Below are 20,011 nucleotides of genomic sequence, written 5' to 3'. Positions count from 1 at the left end.
GAGGACGCACGGCACCGGGAGACGACGAGAGCCGGGCGACACCGAGAGCCGGGAGACGACGAGGGCCGGGCGACGACGAGGGCCGCGGCCCGAGAAGCTCGTGCTTCCCGGGACGCGGCCCTCGACCGGCCCGACGGTTCGGTGTCCGAGCGCTACACGAGGCCCATGAGCTGCGGCAGCCACATCGACAGCTGCGGCACGAACACCACGAGGAACAGCATGGCGATGATCGCGAAGAGGAACGGCCACAGCTTGGCGATGACCGGCTCGATCCGGAGTCGCGCCACCCGGGCGCCGACGAACAGCACGTTGCCGACGGGCGGTGTGATCGTCCCGATCGACAGGTTCATGACGACCATCGCACCGAAGTGGATCGGGTCGATCCCGAACTCCTGCACGATCGGCAGGAAGACCGGCACGAAGATGAGGATCGCCGGCGTCGGGTCCATGAAGGTGCCGACGATCAGCAGCACGACCATCATCAGCAGCGACGGGAAGGCGCGCCACAGCACGAGCATCGCCTGGCGGAACGTCACCCGGTCCGCCGTCTTCAGCCTGCCCGGCTGGCGCACGGCATAGATCGCGACGACGATCATGCAGGCGGCAGCCCACAGGAGCCCCGGGATGAGGCCCGACATGAACAGCGCCGCGATCGACGTGCCGGAGACCAGCGAGTAGACGATGAACGTGTTCGACGGCGGGATGAGCATGCCGGACGGCGCGGAGGCGACGTTGACCGCAGCCGCGAAGCCGCGGTCGTACTTCTCGGCGACCATCCGGTTGTTCATCACGTTGCCGACGGCGGCGGCCGCAGCGACCGCGGCGCCGGAGACGGCCCCGAACATCGCGTTCGCCGCCACGTTCGTCTGGGCGAGCGAGGCCGGCATGCGTCCGATGAGCACCTTCGCGGCGTCCACGAGCCGCCCGGCGATACAGCCCGAGTTCATGATGACGCCCGCCAGCACGAACATCGGGATCGCGAGGAGCGGGAAGCTGTTGATCCCCGTGAACATGCGCTGCGCGGAGATGAGCACCGCCTGCTCGGAACCGAGGATCGGGATCGTCGCGAGGAAGGACGAGACGCCGATGACGACGGCGATCGGCACGGAGAGCACGATGCCGATGACGATCCCGCCGACGAGGATCAGGGCTGCGAGGGTCGTGGGGTCCATCACGCCTCCTTCGTCGGGCCGGCGGACGAGTCGCCGGGGGTGCCAGGACCGTCGGCCGCAGCGGCCGCGTCGTCGGACACGGACCGACGGTTGCCGGTGCCGTCGTCGGTGGGTGCCAGGACGATCGACTCGACCTCATCGGCACCGACCCGGACGTCGGGGTCGTCCTCGTCGGTGTGGTCGCCGTACGGCGCCTCGGCGCCGGTGGCGACCTGGAGGATGTAGTAGATCGAGTAGAACGCGATGAGCACGCCGGAGATCGGCAGCGCGAGGTACATCTGACCCAGCGTGAACGGCAGGGCCGACAGGTTCTGCAGCCACGCGTTGTCCGACGCACGCATCCCGCCCCAGATGAGGACGACGACGGCGAACGCCAGGACGACGAGCTGGACGACGATGGCCAGGACGCGCTCGGCGCCGCCGGGCAGCTTGCGGGCGAGGAACTCGACCGCGATGTGCCCGCGCTCGCCGAACACGAACGCCGAGGCGAACAGGCCGAGCCAGACGAAGGTCAGCCTGGCGCCCTCCTCCGTCCAGGTGGCGGGGTCGCCCAGCACCTGCCGGGTGAAGATCTGCCACACGAGGACCACGACGAGCAGGGCGAACAGCACCACCGTGATCCAGTACAGGGCTGTGTCGAGCACCCTATTGATGGCTCTCATGCGTCACCTCCTTCGGTCATGACTCGGCCTGTCCGGATCACTCGGCCGCTGCGCGCGCCGCGTCGTAGAGCTCGCGCTGCGAGTCGGTGGTGATGAACTCGTCGGCCAGGGCCTCGAGCGGCTCCGCGAAGGCGGCGTCGTCGACCTCGGTGAAGGTCGCGCCGCCCTCGGTGGCGCCGTCGATGGCCTCCTGCGTGGCGTCGGCCCAGAGCTGGGTGTGCTCCTCGTAGGCCGCGGTCCAGGCCTCGTCGAACGCGGCCCGGTCCTCCTCCGACATGCTCTCGAGCAGGTCGGTGTTGATGATGAGGTAGTCGAGGCCGACGAGGTGGTTGGTGTACGACCAGTACGGCGCCACCTCGTAGTGGCGCTGGGTGAAGTAGGAGACCTCGTTGTTCTCCGCGGCGTCGACGACCCCGGACTGCAGGCCCGTGTACAGCTCGCCGTAGGCCATCGGCGTGCCGTTGCCGCCGAGGGCCTCGGCCATGGCGATGTGGAGGTCCGACTCCTGGACGCGGATGTCCATGCCGGCGAGGTCCTCGGGCGTCTCGACCGGGCCCTCGGTCGTGTAGATCGACCGCGCACCCTGCGTGAAGCCGCCGAGGACGGTGAAGCCGTTGGACTCCTCGAGCGAGGTGTACAGCTCGCCCGTGATCTCCGGGTCGTGGATGACGTTCATCTGGTGCTCGACGTCGTCGAAGACGGGGGGGAGGTTGAAGGTGACGAAGTCGTCGTTGAGGTTCTCCAGCTGGGTGCCGGAGACGATCGCCATGTCGACGCTGCCGTCGGAGACGAGCTGGAGGGCCTCGGCCTGCGCGCCGAGCGTCTAGTTGGGGAAGACCTCGATGTCCCAGCCGTCGGTGTTCTCCTCGAGGTAGGTGCCGAAGTTGTCGAGCGCCACGTAGGAGGGGTGGTCCTCGGTCTGGTTGAGCGCCAGGCGCATGCTGGAGCCTGAGGCGTTCCCCTCCTCACCACCGCCGTCCCCGCCGCCGCACGCCGCCAGGAGCAGCGCGGCGCCCGCGGCGCCGGCCACAGCGATGACCGAGTTCTTGTGGTTTCTCGTGAGATGTCCGTCCTTGGCTCGGGGGAGACTCCGTCGTCAGACCCTGGGTGTGGCGTACCTTGCCGCGTCGTGCGTCCCGGGCGGGCAGCGATGCCGTGCCCCGATCGAAGGGGCGGCTGGCCGACGGAGGTGCAGCTGTTGTCGGTGGACGACATTCAGTCAGATCGACGGCGACGACGAACACCGGTTGCCACGAGTTGTCAGACCCGCGGCATCGACGGTATCGCCCCTCGACGGGCCCACGACGGTCACGCTCCCGGAGGACCTACGACGCGCGTGGACCGTCCGGTCGGTCAGGGCGCCGTGATCTGCGCGGCCAGGTGACCGGCGCCGTACCCGTTGTCGATGTTGACGACCGCGACCCCGGGGGCGCACGCGTTGAGCATGGCGAGCAGCGCGGCCACGCCCCCGAACGACGCGCCGTAGCCCACAGACGTGGGGACCGCGACGACGGGAGCCGCCACGAGGCCCGCGACGACGCTCGGCAGCGCCCCGTCCATCCCGGCCGCGACGACGATCGCCGCCGCCGAGCGCAGGAGCTCGAGCCGCCCGAGCACGCGGTGGAGGCCGGCGACCCCGACGTCGACGACGAGCTCGGTCCGACGCCCCAGGTGCTCCGCGGTGTGCCGGGCCTCGAGCGCGACCGGCAGGTCCGACGTTCCCGCACTGAGGACGACGACGAGACCACCCGTGGGCTCGGGCGGCTCCGGCGGCCACGCGAGGAGGTTGGCCTCCGCGTGGTGCGCGGCGTCCGGGAGCGCCTCGAGGACCGCGCGGGCGCGCGCGTCGTCCGCACGGGTGAACAGGGCACGGGTGCCGCGCTGCGCGACCTCCGCGGCGATCGCGGCGACCTGGCTGGGCGACTTCGGCCCGCACAGGACCGCCTCCGGGTAGCCCCGCCGCTCGGCCCGCTCGTGGTCCAGGTACGCGACGGCCTCGAGCTCGGGCCCCGGCCGCCACCCGTCGCCCCCGGGAGCGCGGTCGGAAGCCGGGGGTTCGACGTCGGGCACGCCGGAATTCTCGTCAGCGGCCATGGGTGACGTCGACGAGGGGGAGGGTGAAGGCGCCGGACTGGATGCCCCGCAGGTCGACGGCGGCGAACCGGAAGCCGGCCGCCGTGACGGCCGCGTGGACCTCGTCGTGGAGCTCGGCGGCACGGACGATCTCGTCGGCCGGGAGCTCGATGCGGGCGACCTCTCCGTGGTGCCGCACGCGCCCGTCGGAGAAGCCGAGCCGGCGCAGCGCGCTCTCGGCGGCGTCGACCTGCGCGAGCTTCTCGGGGGTGACCTCCTCGAAGTGCGGGATGCGGGAGGCCAGGCACGGCGCCGCGGGCTTGTCCGCCACCCGCACGCCGAGCTCGCGGGCGATTCGGCGGACGTCCCGCTTGGTCAGTCCGGCCTCGGCCAGCGGGCGGAGCACGCGGTGGTTCGTCGCGGCCTGCGCGCCGGGGCGGTCCGGGCGCAGCGCGTCGTCGGCGTTCTCCCCGTACGCGACGGCGGCCAGACCGAGCTCGACCACGAGCTCGTCGGAGATGCGGGTGAACAGCTCGTCCTTGCAGTGGAAGCAGCGGTCGGGCCCGTTCGCCCGGTAGGCGGGGTTGTCGCCCTCGTGGGTGGCGACCTCGACGACGCGCGCGCCGATCTGCCGCGCGGTCTCGTGGGCGGCCGTGCGCTCGTCGGATGCGAGCGACGGCGAGACGCCGAGGATCGCGACGACGCCGTCCGCGCCGAGGGTGCGCACCGCGACGGCGAGCAGCGTGGCGGAGTCGACGCCGCCCGAGTAGGCCACGCCGAGCGGGGCGTGGCCGGACAGGAGCCGGCCGACGCGCTCGACGTCGCCGGGCAGCAGCTCGCCGGCTCCGGAAGCCTCGCCGGCCGGTTCGCCGCCGGCGTCGCGGACTGTGGCGGACGGGACGGAGCTCGTCGTCGCAGGGGTGCTCATCGCTGGTCTCCCTCGTTCTTCGGCGCGCCCGTCGTCGGATGCGCCACGGTACCCATGACCGGCATCGTCACCGAGCCCGCATGCCTCACCAGCCTCGTTGCCACGGGTTGCCATCCGGTTGCCGCGCGACCGCCTCGGCGTCCCCGCTGCCTGACGGACACCGCCCGGCTACCGTGTGGACATGGAGAAGGAAGGGGTGCCGCCGAAGATCCCCACGATCTACGACGTCGCCGCCGCTGCCGGCGTGTCGCCGTCGACCGTCTCCCGCGCGCTCGCCCGTCCCGGGCGCGTGAGCGCGGAGACGGCGGAGCGCGTGCGCGCCGTGGCCGAGGAGATCGGCTACCGGCGCTCGGTGGTCGCGCCCGCGCTCGGTACGGTTCCCAGCAAGCTCTTGGCGATGGTGGTGGCGGACATCGGCAACCCGCTGTTCGTCGACGTCTTCCGGGGCGCCGAGGTGGCTGCCGGTCGCGCCGGCTACACCATGCTGCTGTTCGACGCCCGCGAGGCGGAGGCCCGCGAGCGCGCCGCCGCCGAGTCGTTCCTCGACTTCGTCGAGGGCTTCATCCTCGCCAGCCCGCGCATGTCCGACTCGGCCCTTCTCCGCCTCGCCAAGCAGCGGCCCGTGGTGGTCCTCAACCGGATCGTCAGCGGGTTGCCGAGCGTGCTGACCGACGGCGCACGGGGCGTGCGACGGGTGGCGGAGCACCTCGGGTCGCTCGGCCACACCGACGTGACGTACGTCGGCGGTCCGGAGGCGTCATGGGCCGACGGCGTGCGGTGGCGCGGTCTCCAGGAGGCGGGGGAGGAGCTCTCCCTGCGCGTGCGCCGGATCGGGCCCAACGAGCCCACGGTCTCCGGCGGTGAGATGGCCGTCGCGCGCTGGGCGCGGAACCCGGCCACGGCGGTGGTCGCGTTCAACGACGTCATGGCGATCGGGTTCGTCCGTGGCCTGCGGGCCCAGGGGCTCGAGGTCCCGCGGGACGTCAGCGTGGTGGGGTTCGACAACAGCCGCCTGGGCGCGCTCGCGACGCCCGCGATCTCGTCGGTGGCCTCGCCGCTCGCCCTCCAGGGCCGCACCGCCGTGGGCGACCTGCTCGCCATCGTCCGCGGGGCGCGTCCGCCGCAGCAGCCGGTCCTGCTACCGGTCAAGCTCGTACCGCGGGAGTCGACGGGTCCGGTCCCCGGCGGAGCGGTGCAGGTCGGGTGAGCCGGTCCGGTCATCCTGCCGGCGCGCGGAACGGTCCGGTCGGGTGACGCGGTCGCGTCAGCAGGTCGGTGCGGGTCGCTGGCAACATGTGGCCACCCGCACGCACCTGGCACTGCGGCGCCCATACTGAGGGCTGAGCACCGCAGAGTCGCCGAGGAAGGGACGACCCCTATGACCGTCAACGACACCACCGCGAGCGCGCAGATCGGGGTGATCGGGCTTGCCGTCATGGGCAGCAACCTCGCCCGCAACTTCGCGCGCAACGGCTACGCCGTAGCCCTGTACAACCGGACGACGGCGAAGACCGACGACCTCGTCGCCCAGCACGGTGGCGACGGGACGTTCGTGCCGTCGGAGTCCCTCGAGGACTTCGTCGCGAGCCTCGAGCGCCCGCGCAAGATGATCATCATGGTCAAGGCCGGTGGTGGCACCGACGCGGTCATCGAGCAGCTCATCCCGCTGCTCGAGGAGGGCGACATCGTCGTCGACGGCGGCAACGCCCACTACGAGGACACCCGCCGCCGGGAGAAGGCGCTGCGTGAGGTCGGCCTGCACTTCGTCGGCGCCGGCATCTCCGGCGGCGAGGAGGGCGCGCTCAACGGCCCGAGCATCATGCCCGGCGGCCCGGCCGAGTCCTACGAGACCCTCGGCCCGATCCTCGAGGCGATCTCGGCGAAGGTCGACGGCGAGCCGTGCTGCGTGCACATCGGCCCCGACGGTGCCGGCCACTTCGTCAAGATGGTCCACAACGGCATCGAGTACGCCGACATGCAGTTCATCGCCGAGGCGTTCGACGTCCTGCACTCCGCCGGCCTCACGCCCAAGGAGATCTCCGAGGTCTTCACGCAGTGGAACACCGGCGACCTCGACTCCTACCTCATCGAGATCACCGCCGAGGTCCTCGCGCACGTCGACGCCGCCACCGGCGCCCCGTTCGTGTCCGTCGTCGAGGACGCCGCCGAGCAGAAGGGCACGGGCCGCTGGACCGTGCAGATCGCGCTCGAGCTCGGCGTCCCGGTCAACACGATCGCCGAGTCCGTCTTCGCCCGCTCGACCTCGGGCCACGCGGCCCTGCGCACCGCTGCCCGCGCCGCGCTGACCGGGCCGCAGCGCTCGGCGGTCGACGCCTCCGAGCGTGAGGCCCTCGTGGAGAACGTGCGTCAGGCGCTGTGGTCGGCGAAGGTCGTCGCCTACGCGCAGGGACTCGACCAGATCCGCACCGCGTCCGAGGAGTTCGGCTGGGACGTCGACATCGCCGAGGTCGCGAAGATCTGGCGCGGCGGCTGCATCATCCGCGCCAAGCTGCTCGAGCGGATCCGCTCCGAGTACGCCGCCGGCAACCTCACCACCCTGCTCGAGGCCCCGTCCGTGGCCGCCGGCCTCGCCGACAGCCAGGACGGCTGGCGCGCAGCGGTCTCCCACGCGGTCGCCTCCGGCGTCCCGGTGCCGGGCTTCTCGGCTGCGCTCGCGTACTACGACACCGTCCGCGCCGAGCGCCTGCCGGCCGCCCTCGTCCAGGGGCAGCGCGACTACTTCGGTGCGCACACCTACCGGCGCAACGACCGCGACGGCGTCTTCCACACCGAGTGGTCGGCCGACCGGAGCGAGACCCAGCAGTCCTGACGAATGCGGGGAGAGTCCCTCACGAGTGAGGGGCCGGTTCCACGAGTGAGGGGACGGTCCTTCACGAGTGAGGAGCAGGTTCCACGAGTGAGGGGCCGATCCTTCACGAGTGAGGGGCCAGTTCCGCGAGTGAGCGGACGTCCTCCCGACGAGTGAGCGGGCTCAGGCCCGGCACGCACCGAGCGCTCCTCCACCTGACCACGGTGGGGGAGCGCTCGGTCGTTCGCGGGGAGCGTCCGACGGCGGCTCCTCGCCCGGGTGGGACGCGCACCTCGCGCAGGGGTTCGTCGTCGGGGGCCGTGCCGGCCAGGGACGGGCATCGTGCGGCCCGTCCCACGGTCGCCACGCCGGCCGTCCCGTACTGGTCGGCAACAGGCGGCAAGCGGGTGACCACCGCCGCGAGCCGGGCGATCGTCGACAGGTCGGTGAGGGGCAGCACCGAGGACGGAGCATCCCCCTCATCGTGCTTGCCGTGACCCCCGCGGCGAGGCAGGTCGACGACGACTGCAGGAGGAAACGATGTCCACAACCCCGAGGATGGGGCGGAGACGAGCGGCGATCGGAGCGGCGCTCGCCGTCCCGCTCACGCTGACCGTCGCGCTGGCCGGAGGAGCCGCCGCGACACCCGAGCCGACCGACGACGCGGCGGGCGACCAGGCACCCGCCGCCGAGCCGGCGCAGGAGCTCGAGCAGCCCGTGCTCGAGAGCCGGACCACCGAGATCATCGAGGTCGACGGGTACGAGTTCCGCGACCTCAACGACAACGGTGAGCTCGACCCCTACGAGGACTGGCGGCTCAGCGTCGCCGAGCGGACCGAGGACCTCGTCGGGCAGATGACGCTCGAGGAGCGCGCCGGGCTCATGCTCATCGACACGCTCAACGCGGCGTGCGTCGACGGCGTGCGCGGTGTGGTGCCGGAGAGCGGCACCGACTTCATCGAGAACCAGCACATGCACCGGTTCATCTTCCGCAACACGGTGACCAGCCCGGACGACGCCGAGTGCGGCGAGGCGGGCGGCGGCTTCAGCGCCTCCACCTCCGTCACGCCGGCCGAGGCCGCCGGCTTCACCAACGCGGTCCAGGAGATGTCCGAGTCCACCCGCCTCGGCATCCCGGTGCTGTTCAAGTCCAACGCCCGCAACCACATCGACCCCGACGCCCGCGCGGGCATCAACGAGTCGGCAGGCGCGTTCACCTCCTTCCCCAAGGAGGCCGGCATCGCGGCGGCGGCTCTCGGTGCCGAGGCCGCGGCCACCGGTGAGGACCCGAGGACGGGCGACATGTCCGTGGTCGAGGACTTCGCCGACGTCATGGGCGACGAGTGGGCGTCGATCGGGCTGCGCGGCATGTACGGCTACATGGCCGACCTGTCCACCGAGCCCCGCTGGTACCGCACCCACGAGACGTTCACCGAGGACGCCGAGCACGCGGCGGCGATCATGTCGACCCTCGTCGGCACGCTGCAGGGCGAGATCCCGGCCGACAGCGAGAACGGACTGGCGCTGAGCCCCGACACCCGCGTGGCCCTCACGCTCAAGCACTTCCCGGGCGGCGGCCCGCAGGAGCTCGGGCTCGACCCGCACTATGCGTTCGGCCGTGCGCAGGTCTACCCGCAGGGCCTCTTCGCGGCGCACATGCTGCCGTTCGAGGCGGCCATCGACGCCAGCGTCTCGTCGATCATGCCGTACTACGGCGTGCCGGTGGACGTGCCCGAGATCGGCAACGAGGACGAGGACTACCCGCTCACGGGCTTCGCGTTCTCCGACTCGATCGTCAACGGGCTGCTCCGTGACCAGCTCGGCTTCGGCGGCTACGTCAACTCCGACACCGGGATCATCAACGACCGGGCCTGGGGCCTCGAGGATGCCACCGTCCCCGAGCGCGTGGCGGCGGCCATCAACGGCGGCACCGACACGCTCTCCGGCTTCAACGACGTCCAGGTCATCATCGACCTCGTCGAGGACGGCCTCGTCACCGAGGAGCGCGTGGATGAGGCGGCCGTCCGGCTGCTCGAGCCGCTGTTCCGGCTCGGCCTGTTCGAGGACCCCTACGTGGACCCGGACGTCGCGACCGCCACGATCGGCAACGAGGAGAACCGCAAGGTCGGCCTCGAGACGCAGCGCGACTCGCTCGTGCTCCTGGAGAACCAGGAGACCGAGGACGGTCCCGTGCTGCCGCTGCAGGCGGACTCCGACGTCTACATCCTCGGTGACTTCACCGAGGAGACCGTCGAGAGCTACGGCTTCGACGTGACCGACGGCAACGTCGAGGAGGGCGAGGAGCGGCCCAGCGCCGCGGACAGCGACTACGTCCTCATCTCGATGACGGCCAGCGCCGACGGCTCGGACTACGTCAGCAACAGCGAGGAGTTCGGTCTCAACCCCGAGTTCGGCGTCAACCCGAGCGTCATCGACGGCATCCGCGGGCTCGACGGCGAGAGCCTCTGGGGCGCCTCCGACGCCTGCGTCACGCACGGCGCGGAGTCCTGCACCGACGACGGGCTGCGCTTCGGCGGCTCCTACCCCTGGGAGTCGATCATCCTCGACTTCACCGGCATGGAGGCCGCGGAGTCCTGGGAGGTCACGCCCTCGCTCGAGACCATCCAGGAGGTCATGGCCGAGGTCGACGACCCGAGCCAGGTCATCCTTCAGGTCTACTTCCGCCAGCCCTACGTCCTCGACGAGGAGAGCGGCCTGCGCGACGCCGGTGCGATCCTCGCCGGCTTCGGCGTCAGCGACACCGCGCTGATGGACGTCCTCACGGGCGAGCACGCGCCCCAGGGGCGGATGCCGTTCGCCCTCGCCGGGACGCCCGAGGCGATCCTCGAGCAGGACACCGACGCGCCCGGGTACGAGGAGACCACAGACGGCGCCCTCTACCCGTTCGGGTACGGCCTGACCTACGAGGACGACGACGAGGAGCCGGGTGAGCCGGTTCCGCCGTCGCCGGGTCGTGGGTTCTACCTCAACGACGGCTGGGACATCTGGGCGGACCACGAGTTCTCCTTCGGTCGCCCCGGCGACCAGGTGCTCGTGGGTGACTGGGACGGCAACGGGTCCGACACGCTCGCGGTGCGTCGCGGGAACGCGTATTTCCTGTCCAACTCGCTGTACGGCGGGAACGCGGACGTGGAGCTGACGTTCGGCCGCGACGGCGACACCGTCCTGGTCGGTGACTGGGACGGCGACGGCGTGGACTCCTTCGCCGTGCGGCGGGGCAACTCGTACTTCCTGACCAACTCGCTTGCGGGTGGGGATGCGGAGACCGAGCTGGATTACGGCCGCGCCGACGACGCCGTCCTCGTGGGTGACTACGACGCCGACGGCATCGACACCTTCGCCGTGCGACGCGGGAACACCTATTACGTGTCCAACTCGCTGAGCTCGGGCTGGGCGGACGAGGAGTTCGACTACGGCCGCGCCAACGACGAGGTCCTGGTCGGTGACTGGGACGGCAACGGGAGCGACACGTTCGCCTCACGTCGCGGGAACCTCTACCTGGTCTCCAACACCTTCGACGGTGGCTGGGCCGACCGCGAGGTCCGCTACGGCCGCTCGGGCGACGAGGTCTTCGTCGGCGACTGGAACGCCGACGGCAGCGACACCCTCGGGGTCCGGCGCTGATCCGACCTGACGGTCACGCGTGAGCGGGCCCTGCACCCATCAGGGTGCGGGGCCCGCTTCGTCGTCGTCGGAGGGGGTGGTGGTGAGGGGAGGTCTGCTCACTCGCCAGGCCGAAAGCCGCTCACTCGTGGCGTTCGTGGGTGGCGCGCTGGTCGAGCTTGGCGCGCGTCGACCACAGGCCGGCGGACGGGGTCGAGATGTAGAAGACGCGCTCGCCGTCGGGCATGGTGTTCCACCCGTCGACCATGACCTCCGGGTCGTACCGGGTCAGTGCCTCGTCGACGTCCATGTATCGGTACCCGACCCCCTCGATGTCCTCGCGCGTGAGCTTGCCCGGCGCGTAGGTGATGGTGAACCGGCCCTCGGACGAGCCGTGGGGGAGGTGCGCGGTCCCGTGGGGGATGTCCTGCATGTCGGCCTGGCTCTGATAGAGCTCGACCGCCTCGGACTGCGAGATGTAGCCGTACTTCCGGATGAGCGCGTCGACCTCGGGCTGCTCGCCGAACCGCTCGACGCCGGGGGCGATGACGAGGAGCTCCCCGCCGTCGGCGATGGCCATGCGCGTACGGTAGACGGCCTTGTTCGCCACCCACGTGGCCCGGAACTCGTCGGCCTGCATGACGGCGACGATCTTGTCGACCGGCTCGTCGAACTGGGTGATGTTCTGCTCCTGCGAGGCACGCGCGGCCTCGAGGTAGGTCTCGAGGTCGTCGCCGACGTAGACGCCGGTGTGCCGCAGCGCGCCGGAGTCGTCGTAGTCCATGACGACCTGGAGGTAGACGTCGGGCAGGTCGGCGAGGAAGTGGTCCTCGGCGTAGTTGAAGCACTGCCGCACGGGGGTGAGCAGGTTCCCGAGGTTGTTCTCGATGCCGTACACGGCCGAGGCCATGTGCGAGGCGCCGAGCAGGCGCTTTCCGCCGAGCCCGATGAAGTAGTTCTTGTTGTGGTTGGCGAACCCGAGGACCTCGTGGGGGACCACGTGGCCGACGTTGACCACGAGGTCCCACTGCTCGGTCACGAGCATCGTGTTGAGATCGACTGGCATCTCCCAGTCGACGGCGCCGCCGGTCGCCTCGCGCACGACCTCCGCCGGCACGGTGCCGACATTGGTGACCCCGTTCTTCCAGTCGTGCGCGTGGATGCGCTCCTCGGGGATCGAGCCGAACATCCACTCGTTGTCCTCGCGCGTGTGCGGCACGTGCTGCCCGAGGGTGGGGATGACGTGCACCTCGGCGCCGGCGGCGTCGAGCCGCTTGTACAGGTACTCCGTCATCCACCCCGTGCCGGAGTGCGCGCGCGTGAGGTCCGGCGGCAGCAGCAGCACGCGCCGCAGCTCGGCGATCGAGAGCCGGTCGACGGCCTCGTCGATCATGCGGTCGCACAGCTCCTCGATGCGCTCGCGGGAGAGGAACCGGGCTTCGTCCTTGAACCACGTCATGCGGGAGAGCATGGCCCGAGCGGCGCCCGTCGCGCCACCGGTTGGCAACGGTTGGCAACGTTGTGGCCATCCCCGTGGGTCTTCGGGACGATGCTGGCATGAGCGACGACGCCCACGACTCCATGCTCGCGCACCCCGACCGCCTGCTCCCCGCCGATCCGGCCGTGCGGGACGTGGCGCGACGCCTCTACGCGAGCACCAAGGACCTGCCGATCATCTCGCCGCACAGCCACGTCCCGCCGGCCTGGCTGGTCGACGACGAGCCGTTCCCCGACCCGGCGTCGCTGCTCCTCGTCCCCGACCACTACGTGCTGCGGCTCCTCCACGCGAACGGCGCGGAGCTCAGCGACCTCGGCCGCGGGCCCAACGGGCCGCTCGAGCTCGACGAGGCGGCGGCGCGCAAGGCGTGGCGCATCCTCTTCGAGAACTACCACCTCTTCCGCGGCACGCCGGTGAAGTACTGGTTCGACACCACGTTCGCCGACGTCTTCGGGATCACCGAGGCGCCGTCCGCGGCCAACGCCGACGCGGTCTACGACCAGGTCGCCGAGGCCCTGACCACGCCCGAGTTCCGCCCCCGTGCGCTGTTCGAGCGGTTCGGGATCGAGGTGCTCGCCACCACGGACGACCCGCTCGACGACCTCGCCGCCCACCGCGCGCTCGCCGCCGACCCGACGTTCACCGGCCGGGTCGTCCCCACCTTCCGACCGGACCGGTTTCTCGAGCCCGCCCGGGGCGACTGGCCGGACCTCGTCCGCCGCCTGGGGGAGTCCGCGGACACCGACACCGGCACGTACGCCGGGTACGTGGCCGCCCTCGAGGCCCGGCGCCGGTACTTCAGGGACAACGGGGCGGTCTCTTCGGACCACTCGCACCTCGACCTCGGCACGGAGCCGCTCGCGACCCCCGACGCCGAGCGGATCTACGCCGCGGCGCTGCGCGGCGAGGCCACGACCGACGAGGCGACGGCGTTCCGCCGCCACATGATGAGCGAGACCGCCCGCATGGCAACCGAGGACGGCCTGGTGATGACGCTCCACCCGGGCGTGCGCCGGGACCACGACGTCGACAACCTCGCCCGGTACGGGCACGACGTCGGCTCCGACATCCCCGTCTCAGTCGAGGTCACCGACTCGCTGCGCCCGCTGCTCGGGCGCTACGGCAACCACCCGGACCTCCACCTCGTCCTGTTCACCATCGACGAGACGGTGTTCTCCCGCGAGATCGCCCCGCTGGCCGGCTTCTACCGGTCCTTCTACGCGGGCGTCCCGTGGTGGTTCATCGACGCCCCGGAGGCCATCCGCCGCTTCCGCGGCGCGGTCACCGAGACCGCCGGGTTCTACCGGACGTCCGGCTTCATCGACGACACCCGGGCCTTCCTGTCGATCCCCACACGCCACGACATGTCCCGCCGGCTCGACGCCGCCTACCTCGCCGAGCTCGTGTCCACCCACCGCCTCACCGAGGAGGAGGCGGCAGCGACCGCCCTCGATCTCGTCACCACGATCCCGAAAAAGGTGTTCAAGCTGTGAGCGCTCGGCTCTCCCGCGGCCCGGAGCACCCGGCCGCCCCGGTCCGCCTCGTCCACGTGGGGCTCGGCAACTTCTTCCGCGCCCACCAGGCCTGGTACACCCACCACAGCCCCGACTCCGCCGACTGGGGCTACGCCGCCTTCACCGGCCGGAGCCCCGCCGCGGCCGAGGCGCTCGCCCCGCAGGGCGGCCGCTACACACTCGTCACCCGGGGGCCCGACGGCGACGAGCTCGAGGTGATCGATTCCGTCGTCGCCGTCCACGCCGCCGACGACCACGACGCGTGGCTCGGCTACCTGCGCGACCCCGACGTCGCCGTCGTCACCCTCACCGTCACCGAGGCCGGCTACCTGCGCGGCCCCGACGGCGGGCTCGACCTCGCGCACGAGGGCGTGGCCGCCGACGTCGAGGCCCTGCGCGCCGACCCGACCGCATCCGTCGGCACCGCACCCGGCCGCCTCGCCGCGGGCCTCATCGCCCGGCGCGCCGCCGGCGCCGGTCCGATCACCCTGCTGTCCTGCGACAACCTGCCGGGCAACGGCGAGGTCCTGCGCCGGGTCGTCACCGACCTGCTCGCGGCTCTCGGCGCGGACCCGTCGGTCGCCGAGGGGGTCGACTTCGCGGCCTCGATGGTCGACCGCATCACCCCCGCCGCCACCGACGACGACGCGGCCCTGGTCGAGCGCGAGCTCGGCGTCGTCGACGCGTCGCCCGTGACCACCGAGCCGTTCAGCGAGTGGGTCGTGGCCGGGACGTTCCCCGCCGGACGCCCGCGCTGGGAGGACGCCGGGGCAACGATCGTCGACGACGTCGAGCCGTACGAGCGGCGCAAGCTCCTTCTCCTCAACGGCGCGCACTCGCTCATGGCCTACGCGGGCCCGGTGCTCGGCCACGAGACCGTGGACCAGGCGTTCGGCGACCCGCAGGTGCGCGCGTGGGTCGAGGAGCTGTGGGACGACGCGTCCGAGACGCTCGACCTGCCGTCCGACGAGCTGGACGCCTACCGGGCCGCCCTGCGCGATCGCTTCGCCAACCCGCGGATGCGCGACTCCCTGGCCCGCATCGCGATGGACGGCTCCCAGAAGCTGCCGGTCCGTCACGTCCCCGTGCTGCGCTCCGCGCGCGAGGTCGGCCGCCTGCCCGGTGGTGCCGTCCTGGCCGTCGCCGCCTGGATCACCCACCTGCGCGGCTGCGGGGTCCCCGTCAACGACGTCCACGGCGACCGCTGGCGCGAGCTCGCCGCGGGACCGGCCGGCGAGGCGGTCGCCCACGTCCTCGGCGAGCTCGTCCCCGACCTCGCCGGTGACGACGAGCTGCAGGCCGCAGTCGCCCGCGAGCTCGAGGCGCTCGAGGCGCCCGGCGGTCCGGGCGACACCTCGGCGGGGAGGGGGACGACGCCGTGGGAGTGATCGTCGGCCTCGACGTCGGCACGACCGCGGCCAAGGCCGTCGCGGTCGACCCGGCCACCGGCTGGCGCACGGCCGCGACCGCCGAGTACCACCTCGCCTCCCCGCACCCACGGTGGCAGGTACAGGACCCCGGCGAGCTGCTCGGCGCCGTCGACTCGGTCCTCGCCCGGGTGGTCGCCGCGGCCGGTGACCGGACGGTCGACGTCCTCGGCGTGGGCACGGCCATGCACGGGCTCATCGGGCTCGACGACGGACTGCGCCCCGTCACCGACCTCATCACCTGGGCGGACACGCGCTCCCACGCGGAGGCGGCCGAGCTGCGCCGCGAGGGCCGGGCGGCGGGGCTGCTCGCCCGCTCCGGCACTCCCGTGCACCCGATGAGCCCGCTGACCAAGCTCATGTGGTTCGGCCGCAACGACGCCGCCACGCTGCACGGCGCCTACCGCTGGGTCGGCCTCAAGGACCTCGTCCTGCTCCACCTCACGGGCTGGGTCGTCACCGAGCTCTCCACCGCGTCCGCCACAGGCCTGCTCGACCTCACCACGCGCGACTGGTCGCCGGCCTCCCTCGAGCTCGCCGGCGTGGAGCGTGAGCAGCTCCCCGACATCCTCTCGACGACCGCGCTGCTCGAGGTCTCGCCCGACGCCGCGCGGACCACCGGCGTCCCGGCCGGCACGCCCGTCAACGTCGGCGCCACGGACGGGCCCCTCGGCAACCTCGGCACCGGAGCGATCCAGCCCGGCGTCGCCGGCATGTCCATCGGCACGAGCGGCGCCGTGCGGACCGTCGTGCCCGAGCCGCGCACCGACGAGCGCGGGCGCCTGTTCTGCTACGCCCTGACCGACGACGCCTGGGTGGTCGGCGGCGCCATCAGCAACGGCGGCGTGGTCGCGCGGTGGGCGGCGGAGAGCTTCCTCCCGCAGGCCGACGGCACGGCGCGGGATGCCGAGGCCCTCGCCCTGGCGGCCACCGCCCCGCCCGGCAGCGACGGCCTCGTCATGCTGCCCTACCTCCTCGGCGAGCGCGCCCCCCTGTGGGACCCCGACCTCACGGGCGCCTTCCTCGGAGTGCGGCACGGGCACGGCCGCCAGCACTTCCTCCGTGCCGCGGTCGAGGGAGTGTGCCTCCAGATGGCCGACCTCGTCGACGTGCTCGACGGCGTCACACCGGTCACGGAGGTCCGCTGCACCGGCGGGGTCTTCCGCTCCGAGCTGTGGCGCACGAGCATGGCGGGCGCGCTCGGGCGGCCGCTCGTCCCCACCGACGACGCCGAGGGCTCCGCCCTCGGGTCCGTGGCCCTCGCGGTCCTGGCCACCGGCCGCGCGGACGACCTCGCCGGCGCCCTCGCCCAGGTCGCGCCCCCGGGCGGGGTGGACGCGCCGGTCGAGGTCCCCGCCGAGGACGTCGCGACCTACGCCGACATGCGCGGCCGCACCCTCGACCTCCTGCGCGCCTACGGGGAGCTCGCCGAGCACCTCGGGGCGCTGGCCGGCGCACGGGGCTGACTCACGCGCGCATCGCGCGCAGCCCGATCCCGAGGCCGACGACCAGCGTGAGCACGGTCGCGACCACCCCCGTGGCGACGTCCCGGGACAGGAGGTCGCCGGCGGCGAGCGCCCGCTCGGCGTCGATGAGGTGTGTCAGCGGGTTGACGGCGGCGGCCCCCTGCATCCAGCGTGGCCCGTCCTCGAGCGGCAGCAGCATTCCGGACAGGAGCAGCAGCGGGAAGATCATCGTCTGCTGGATCGCCCAGAACATCCATTCCGTCGAGGCCGTGGCGACCCCGAGGGCGTAGGACAGCGACGCGAGCCCGACGGCGAACAACCCGAGCAGCACGAGGCCGAGCAGTGTGCCGACGACGTCCGCCCGGTAGCCGAGGAGAACCGCTACGACGAGGAGGACCGCGCTCTGGGCCAGGACGGGAGCGAACTCCTTGAGCGCCCGCCCCACGAGGAGGGCGGAGCGAGGGACCGGCGTGACCAGCGTCCGTTCGTGACTGCCGGCGTGGATCTCGAACTGGAGGTTCGAACCTGTCATCCCGACGCCGAACAGGACGATCATGCCGAGCACCCCCGGCACGAACCAGGTGAGCGACTCGGCGAGCGGAACTCCGACGGTCCCGGCCAGGAGCGGCCCGAACAGCAGGAGGAACGTCAACGGCTGGACGAGGTTGAAGGTGACGGAGAACGGGTCGTGCAGGACGGGTCGGAGCTCGCGGAGCATGATTGTCCAGGTGGCCTCCACCAGACCCGGACGACGAGGCGTGAGGGTGGGCGGCGTGTCGTGCGTCGCGGTCATCGTGCACCTCCCGAGGTGACGGCCTCGGCGGGCGTGTGCTCGCCGTCGCGGAGCGACCGGCCCGTGAGGCCGAGGAAGACGTCGTCGAGGGTGGGGTGCTCGGCCCAGGCCCCGACGACGCCGCGGCCGGCGAGATCGGCGACGAGCGTCGGCAGGGCGGCGCGCGCGTCGGGGACGGGCACGCTGATCGTCGTCGTGCCTGTGCCTGTGCCTGTGCCTGTGCGTGTGCCTGTCGCCGTCGGGTGGTGGCCGGCCACTCTCAGGCCGGCCGAGACCTCGTCCAGACGCGCGGACTCGACGTCGAGGTGGATGCGGTCGCTCGCGAGGTCGCGCTTGAGGGACTCGCCGGTGCCGTCGGCGACGATCCGACCGCCGTCGACGACGAGGACGCGCTCGGCGTAGCGGTCCGCCTCCTCCAGGTAGTGGGTCGTCAGCAGGACGGTCATGTCGTCCTCGCGCCGCAGCCGCGTGACGTGCTCCCAGAGGTTGGCGCGCGCCTGCGGGTCGAGCCCCGTCGTCGGCTCGTCGAGGACGAGAAGGCGCGGCGCCGGGACCAGGCCGAGGGCGATGTCGACCCGGCGGCGCTGACCACCCGAGAGCGTGAGGACCTGGCGCTCGGCGAGGCCGGCGAGGTCGAGGGCGTCGAGGAGGTCGTCCACCCGTCGGCGGACGGCACGGGCGGGAAGGCCGAACAGCGCGCCCTGGGCGAGCAGCTCGTCGCGCACCCGCTGGTTCTGGCTGGCGCCGTGCTTCTGACCGACGTAGCCGATGCGGGCCCGGACCTCGTCCGGGTCGCGGCTGACGTCGAACCCGCAGACCCGGGCGGCGCCGGAGGTGGGGGTGAGCAGCGTGGTGAGCATGCGCATCGCGGTCGACTTGCCGGCGCCGTTGGGGCCGAGGAAGGCCGTGAGGGTGCCGGGGGCGACGTCGACCGTGAGCTCGTCGACGGCGCGCACGGGCGTCCCGCCGCTTCGGTCGAAGACTTTGCTGAGCCGTTCTGTGCGGATGATGGGTTCCATGGGCTCGAAGCTACGAAGGTATGCGGCCACATCCTGACCGCGTCGGCGGGCAGGATTCAGGTATGACCGATCCGACGAGGCGTGCCCTCCGGCTGCTCGACCTCCTGCAGGCGCGGCGCAGCTGGACGGGCGCCGAGCTCGCGGGCGAGCTGGGTGTCTCGCCCCGGACGGTGCGGCGCGACGTCGAGCGCCTGCGCGACCTCGGCTACGCGGTCGAGTCGACGCCGGGGGAGGAGGGCGGGTACCGACTGCAGGCCGGCAACGCGCTGCCCCCGCTGCTGCTCGACGACGAGGAGGCGCTCGCGCTGGCGGTCGGACTGCGGACCGCTGCCGTCACCGGACGTGGGCCGGAGGCGGCGGCCCGCACGATGGCGAAGATCGACCAGTTCCTGCCCTCCCACCTGCGGCGCCGCGCGGCTGCGCTCACCGACCACGTCGTCGAGATCGGTCCCGGACCGCGGGCGGACGCCACGCTCCTCGGGGAGCTCGCGCTCGGCTGCCGCCTGGGCGAGCGCGTGAGGTTCACCTATCGCGACGTGCAGGGGACGGTGTCCGGCCGGCACGTCGAGCCGCACACGCTCGTGGCGCGCCACGGCCGCTGGTACCTCGTCTGCTCCGACCTCGACCGGGACGCCTGGCGCACCTTCCGGCTCGACCGGATGACGGACGCGCGCCGCACCGGCGCGACCTTCCGCCCCCGCGAGCTGCCCGAGGGCGGGATCGCCACGCTCTTCCGGCGCGACGAACCGGTGCAGCACCGCGCCGAGGTGACGATCGAGGTCGGGACCGACGAGCTGATGGCGTCGTTCGGACGATGGATCCGGCGGGACGCGGTCGAGGAGCTCGGTACCCACCGGGTCCGGTGGACGATCGAGGCGCCGTCCGCCGTCGAGATCCTCGGCCACGTGCTGTGGCTCCCGCCGCAGTGGGCGTGGTCGATCCGGTGCGACGAGGACGTCGCGACGGCGCTGACGGCCGTCCGCGACCGGCTCTCCGCGGTCGACGTCGAGCGGTGGTAGCGCCCGG

15 protein-coding genes and 1 pseudogene are annotated in these 20,011 nt (G+C 72.3%); 7 read left to right on the top strand and 9 right to left on the bottom strand.

The genetic code is table 11. The features are described 5' to 3' along the window. Positions 1-152 precede the first annotated feature (152 nt). From ACPYO6_RS13285 to larE, 6 genes and pseudogenes are all read right to left on the bottom strand, one after another. Positions 153-1,172: a TRAP transporter large permease gene (locus ACPYO6_RS13285; RefSeq protein ID WP_425715219.1), complete on the bottom strand. Its 1,020-nt coding sequence runs from the start codon at positions 1,170-1,172 to the stop codon at positions 153-155. Beyond that, positions 1,172-1,834, bottom strand: coding sequence for a TRAP transporter small permease (locus ACPYO6_RS13280; protein WP_425715218.1), 663 nt, complete (start codon positions 1,832-1,834; stop codon positions 1,172-1,174). The genes ACPYO6_RS13285 and ACPYO6_RS13280 overlap by 1 nt, the downstream gene beginning before the upstream one ends. Positions 1,835-1,871: 37 nt before the next feature. Further along, a pseudogene (locus ACPYO6_RS13275) lies at positions 1,872-2,645 on the bottom strand (TRAP transporter substrate-binding protein); the annotation flags it as partial. A 12-nt stretch (positions 2,646-2,657) separates the two neighbouring features. Then, positions 2,658-2,864, bottom strand: a complete 207-nt coding sequence (locus ACPYO6_RS13270) for a hypothetical protein (RefSeq protein WP_425715217.1) — start codon at positions 2,862-2,864, stop codon at positions 2,658-2,660. A 323-nt stretch (positions 2,865-3,187) separates the two neighbouring features. Continuing rightward, positions 3,188-3,904 carry a nickel pincer cofactor biosynthesis protein LarB gene (larB, locus tag ACPYO6_RS13265; RefSeq protein WP_425715216.1) on the bottom strand — a complete coding sequence of 239 codons (717 nt, stop codon included), beginning with the start codon at positions 3,902-3,904 and terminating at the stop codon, positions 3,188-3,190. Between the two features lie 13 nt (positions 3,905-3,917). Then, entirely contained in the window at positions 3,918-4,835 is a 918-nt protein-coding gene (larE, locus tag ACPYO6_RS13260; RefSeq protein ID WP_425715215.1) for an ATP-dependent sacrificial sulfur transferase LarE, read from the bottom strand. Between the two features lie 181 nt (positions 4,836-5,016). Between larE and ACPYO6_RS13255 the strand changes: the two genes are divergently transcribed. From ACPYO6_RS13255 to ACPYO6_RS13245, 3 genes are all read left to right on the top strand, one after another. After that, positions 5,017-6,042: a LacI family DNA-binding transcriptional regulator gene (locus ACPYO6_RS13255; RefSeq protein WP_425715213.1), complete on the top strand. Its 1,026-nt coding sequence runs from the start codon at positions 5,017-5,019 to the stop codon at positions 6,040-6,042. 171 nt (positions 6,043-6,213) lie between these two features. Continuing rightward, positions 6,214-7,665: an NADP-dependent phosphogluconate dehydrogenase gene (gene gndA, locus ACPYO6_RS13250; RefSeq protein WP_425715212.1), complete on the top strand. Its 1,452-nt coding sequence runs from the start codon at positions 6,214-6,216 to the stop codon at positions 7,663-7,665. Positions 7,666-8,184: 519 nt separating this feature from the next. After that, on the top strand, positions 8,185-11,289 hold the full coding sequence (locus ACPYO6_RS13245; RefSeq protein ID WP_425715211.1) for a glycoside hydrolase family 3 N-terminal domain-containing protein: 3,105 nt from the start codon (positions 8,185-8,187) through the stop codon (positions 11,287-11,289). A gap of 121 nt (positions 11,290-11,410) precedes the next feature. Here ACPYO6_RS13245 and ACPYO6_RS13240 read toward each other — a convergent pair whose 3' ends face one another. Then, positions 11,411-12,727, bottom strand: a complete 1,317-nt coding sequence (locus ACPYO6_RS13240) for a lactate racemase domain-containing protein (RefSeq protein WP_425715210.1) — start codon at positions 12,725-12,727, stop codon at positions 11,411-11,413. Between the two features lie 98 nt (positions 12,728-12,825). Between ACPYO6_RS13240 and uxaC the strand changes: the two genes are divergently transcribed. The 3 genes from uxaC to ACPYO6_RS13225 are packed head-to-tail and all read left to right on the top strand — an operon-like array spanning position 12,826 to position 17,173. Further along, a complete protein-coding gene (gene uxaC, locus ACPYO6_RS13235; protein WP_425715209.1) occupies positions 12,826-14,259 on the top strand; it encodes a glucuronate isomerase in 1,434 nt (477 codons plus the stop codon). Next, positions 14,256-15,668: a mannitol dehydrogenase family protein gene (locus ACPYO6_RS13230; protein ID WP_425715208.1), complete on the top strand. Its 1,413-nt coding sequence runs from the start codon at positions 14,256-14,258 to the stop codon at positions 15,666-15,668. The genes uxaC and ACPYO6_RS13230 overlap by 4 nt, the downstream gene beginning before the upstream one ends. Further along, a complete protein-coding gene (locus tag ACPYO6_RS13225; RefSeq protein WP_425715207.1) occupies positions 15,659-17,173 on the top strand; it encodes a gluconokinase in 1,515 nt (504 codons plus the stop codon). The genes ACPYO6_RS13230 and ACPYO6_RS13225 overlap by 10 nt, the downstream gene beginning before the upstream one ends. Position 17,174: 1 nt before the next feature. Here the strand turns inward: ACPYO6_RS13225 and ACPYO6_RS13220 are convergent, their stop codons facing one another. Further along, the gene (locus ACPYO6_RS13220) at positions 17,175-17,966 is read right to left on the bottom strand and encodes an ABC transporter permease (RefSeq protein ID WP_425715206.1); all 792 of its coding nucleotides are present in this window, start codon (positions 17,964-17,966) and stop codon (positions 17,175-17,177) included. Then, positions 17,963-18,985 (bottom strand): ABC transporter ATP-binding protein, encoded by a 1,023-nt coding sequence (locus tag ACPYO6_RS13215; RefSeq protein ID WP_425715205.1) that lies wholly within the window; start codon positions 18,983-18,985, stop codon positions 17,963-17,965. The genes ACPYO6_RS13220 and ACPYO6_RS13215 overlap by 4 nt, the downstream gene beginning before the upstream one ends. Positions 18,986-19,047: 62 nt before the next feature. Between ACPYO6_RS13215 and ACPYO6_RS13210 the strand changes: the two genes are divergently transcribed. Then, complete coding sequence (locus ACPYO6_RS13210) at positions 19,048-20,004, top strand: helix-turn-helix transcriptional regulator (protein ID WP_425715204.1); 957 nt, start codon at positions 19,048-19,050, stop codon at positions 20,002-20,004. Positions 20,005-20,011: the final 7 nt, after the last annotated feature.

The sequence above is a fragment of the Georgenia sp. Z1344 genome, assembly GCF_049856295.1.
Taxonomy (GTDB): Bacteria; Actinomycetota; Actinomycetes; order Actinomycetales; family Actinomycetaceae; genus JB111.
This window is presented reverse-complemented; position numbering and strand designations above follow the sequence as displayed.

Coding starts and splice junctions, on each gene's coding strand:
- ACPYO6_RS13285 (WP_425715219.1), bottom strand. CDS start 1,172: ATGGACCCCACGACCCTCGCAGCCCTGATCCTCGTCGGCGGGATCGTC.
- ACPYO6_RS13280 (WP_425715218.1), bottom strand. CDS start 1,834: ATGAGAGCCATCAATAGGGTGCTCGACACAGCCCTGTACTGGATCACG.
- larE (WP_425715215.1), bottom strand. CDS start 4,835: ATGAGCACCCCTGCGACGACGAGCTCCGTCCCGTCCGCCACAGTCCGC.
- ACPYO6_RS13255 (WP_425715213.1), top strand. CDS start 5,017: ATGGAGAAGGAAGGGGTGCCGCCGAAGATCCCCACGATCTACGACGTC.
- gndA (WP_425715212.1), top strand. CDS start 6,214: ATGACCGTCAACGACACCACCGCGAGCGCGCAGATCGGGGTGATCGGG.
- ACPYO6_RS13245 (WP_425715211.1), top strand. CDS start 8,185: ATGTCCACAACCCCGAGGATGGGGCGGAGACGAGCGGCGATCGGAGCG.
- ACPYO6_RS13240 (WP_425715210.1), bottom strand. CDS start 12,727: ATGACGTGGTTCAAGGACGAAGCCCGGTTCCTCTCCCGCGAGCGCATC.
- uxaC (WP_425715209.1), top strand. CDS start 12,826: ATGAGCGACGACGCCCACGACTCCATGCTCGCGCACCCCGACCGCCTG.
- ACPYO6_RS13220 (WP_425715206.1), bottom strand. CDS start 17,966: ATGACCGCGACGCACGACACGCCGCCCACCCTCACGCCTCGTCGTCCG.
- ACPYO6_RS13215 (WP_425715205.1), bottom strand. CDS start 18,985: ATGGAACCCATCATCCGCACAGAACGGCTCAGCAAAGTCTTCGACCGA.
- ACPYO6_RS13210 (WP_425715204.1), top strand. CDS start 19,048: ATGACCGATCCGACGAGGCGTGCCCTCCGGCTGCTCGACCTCCTGCAG.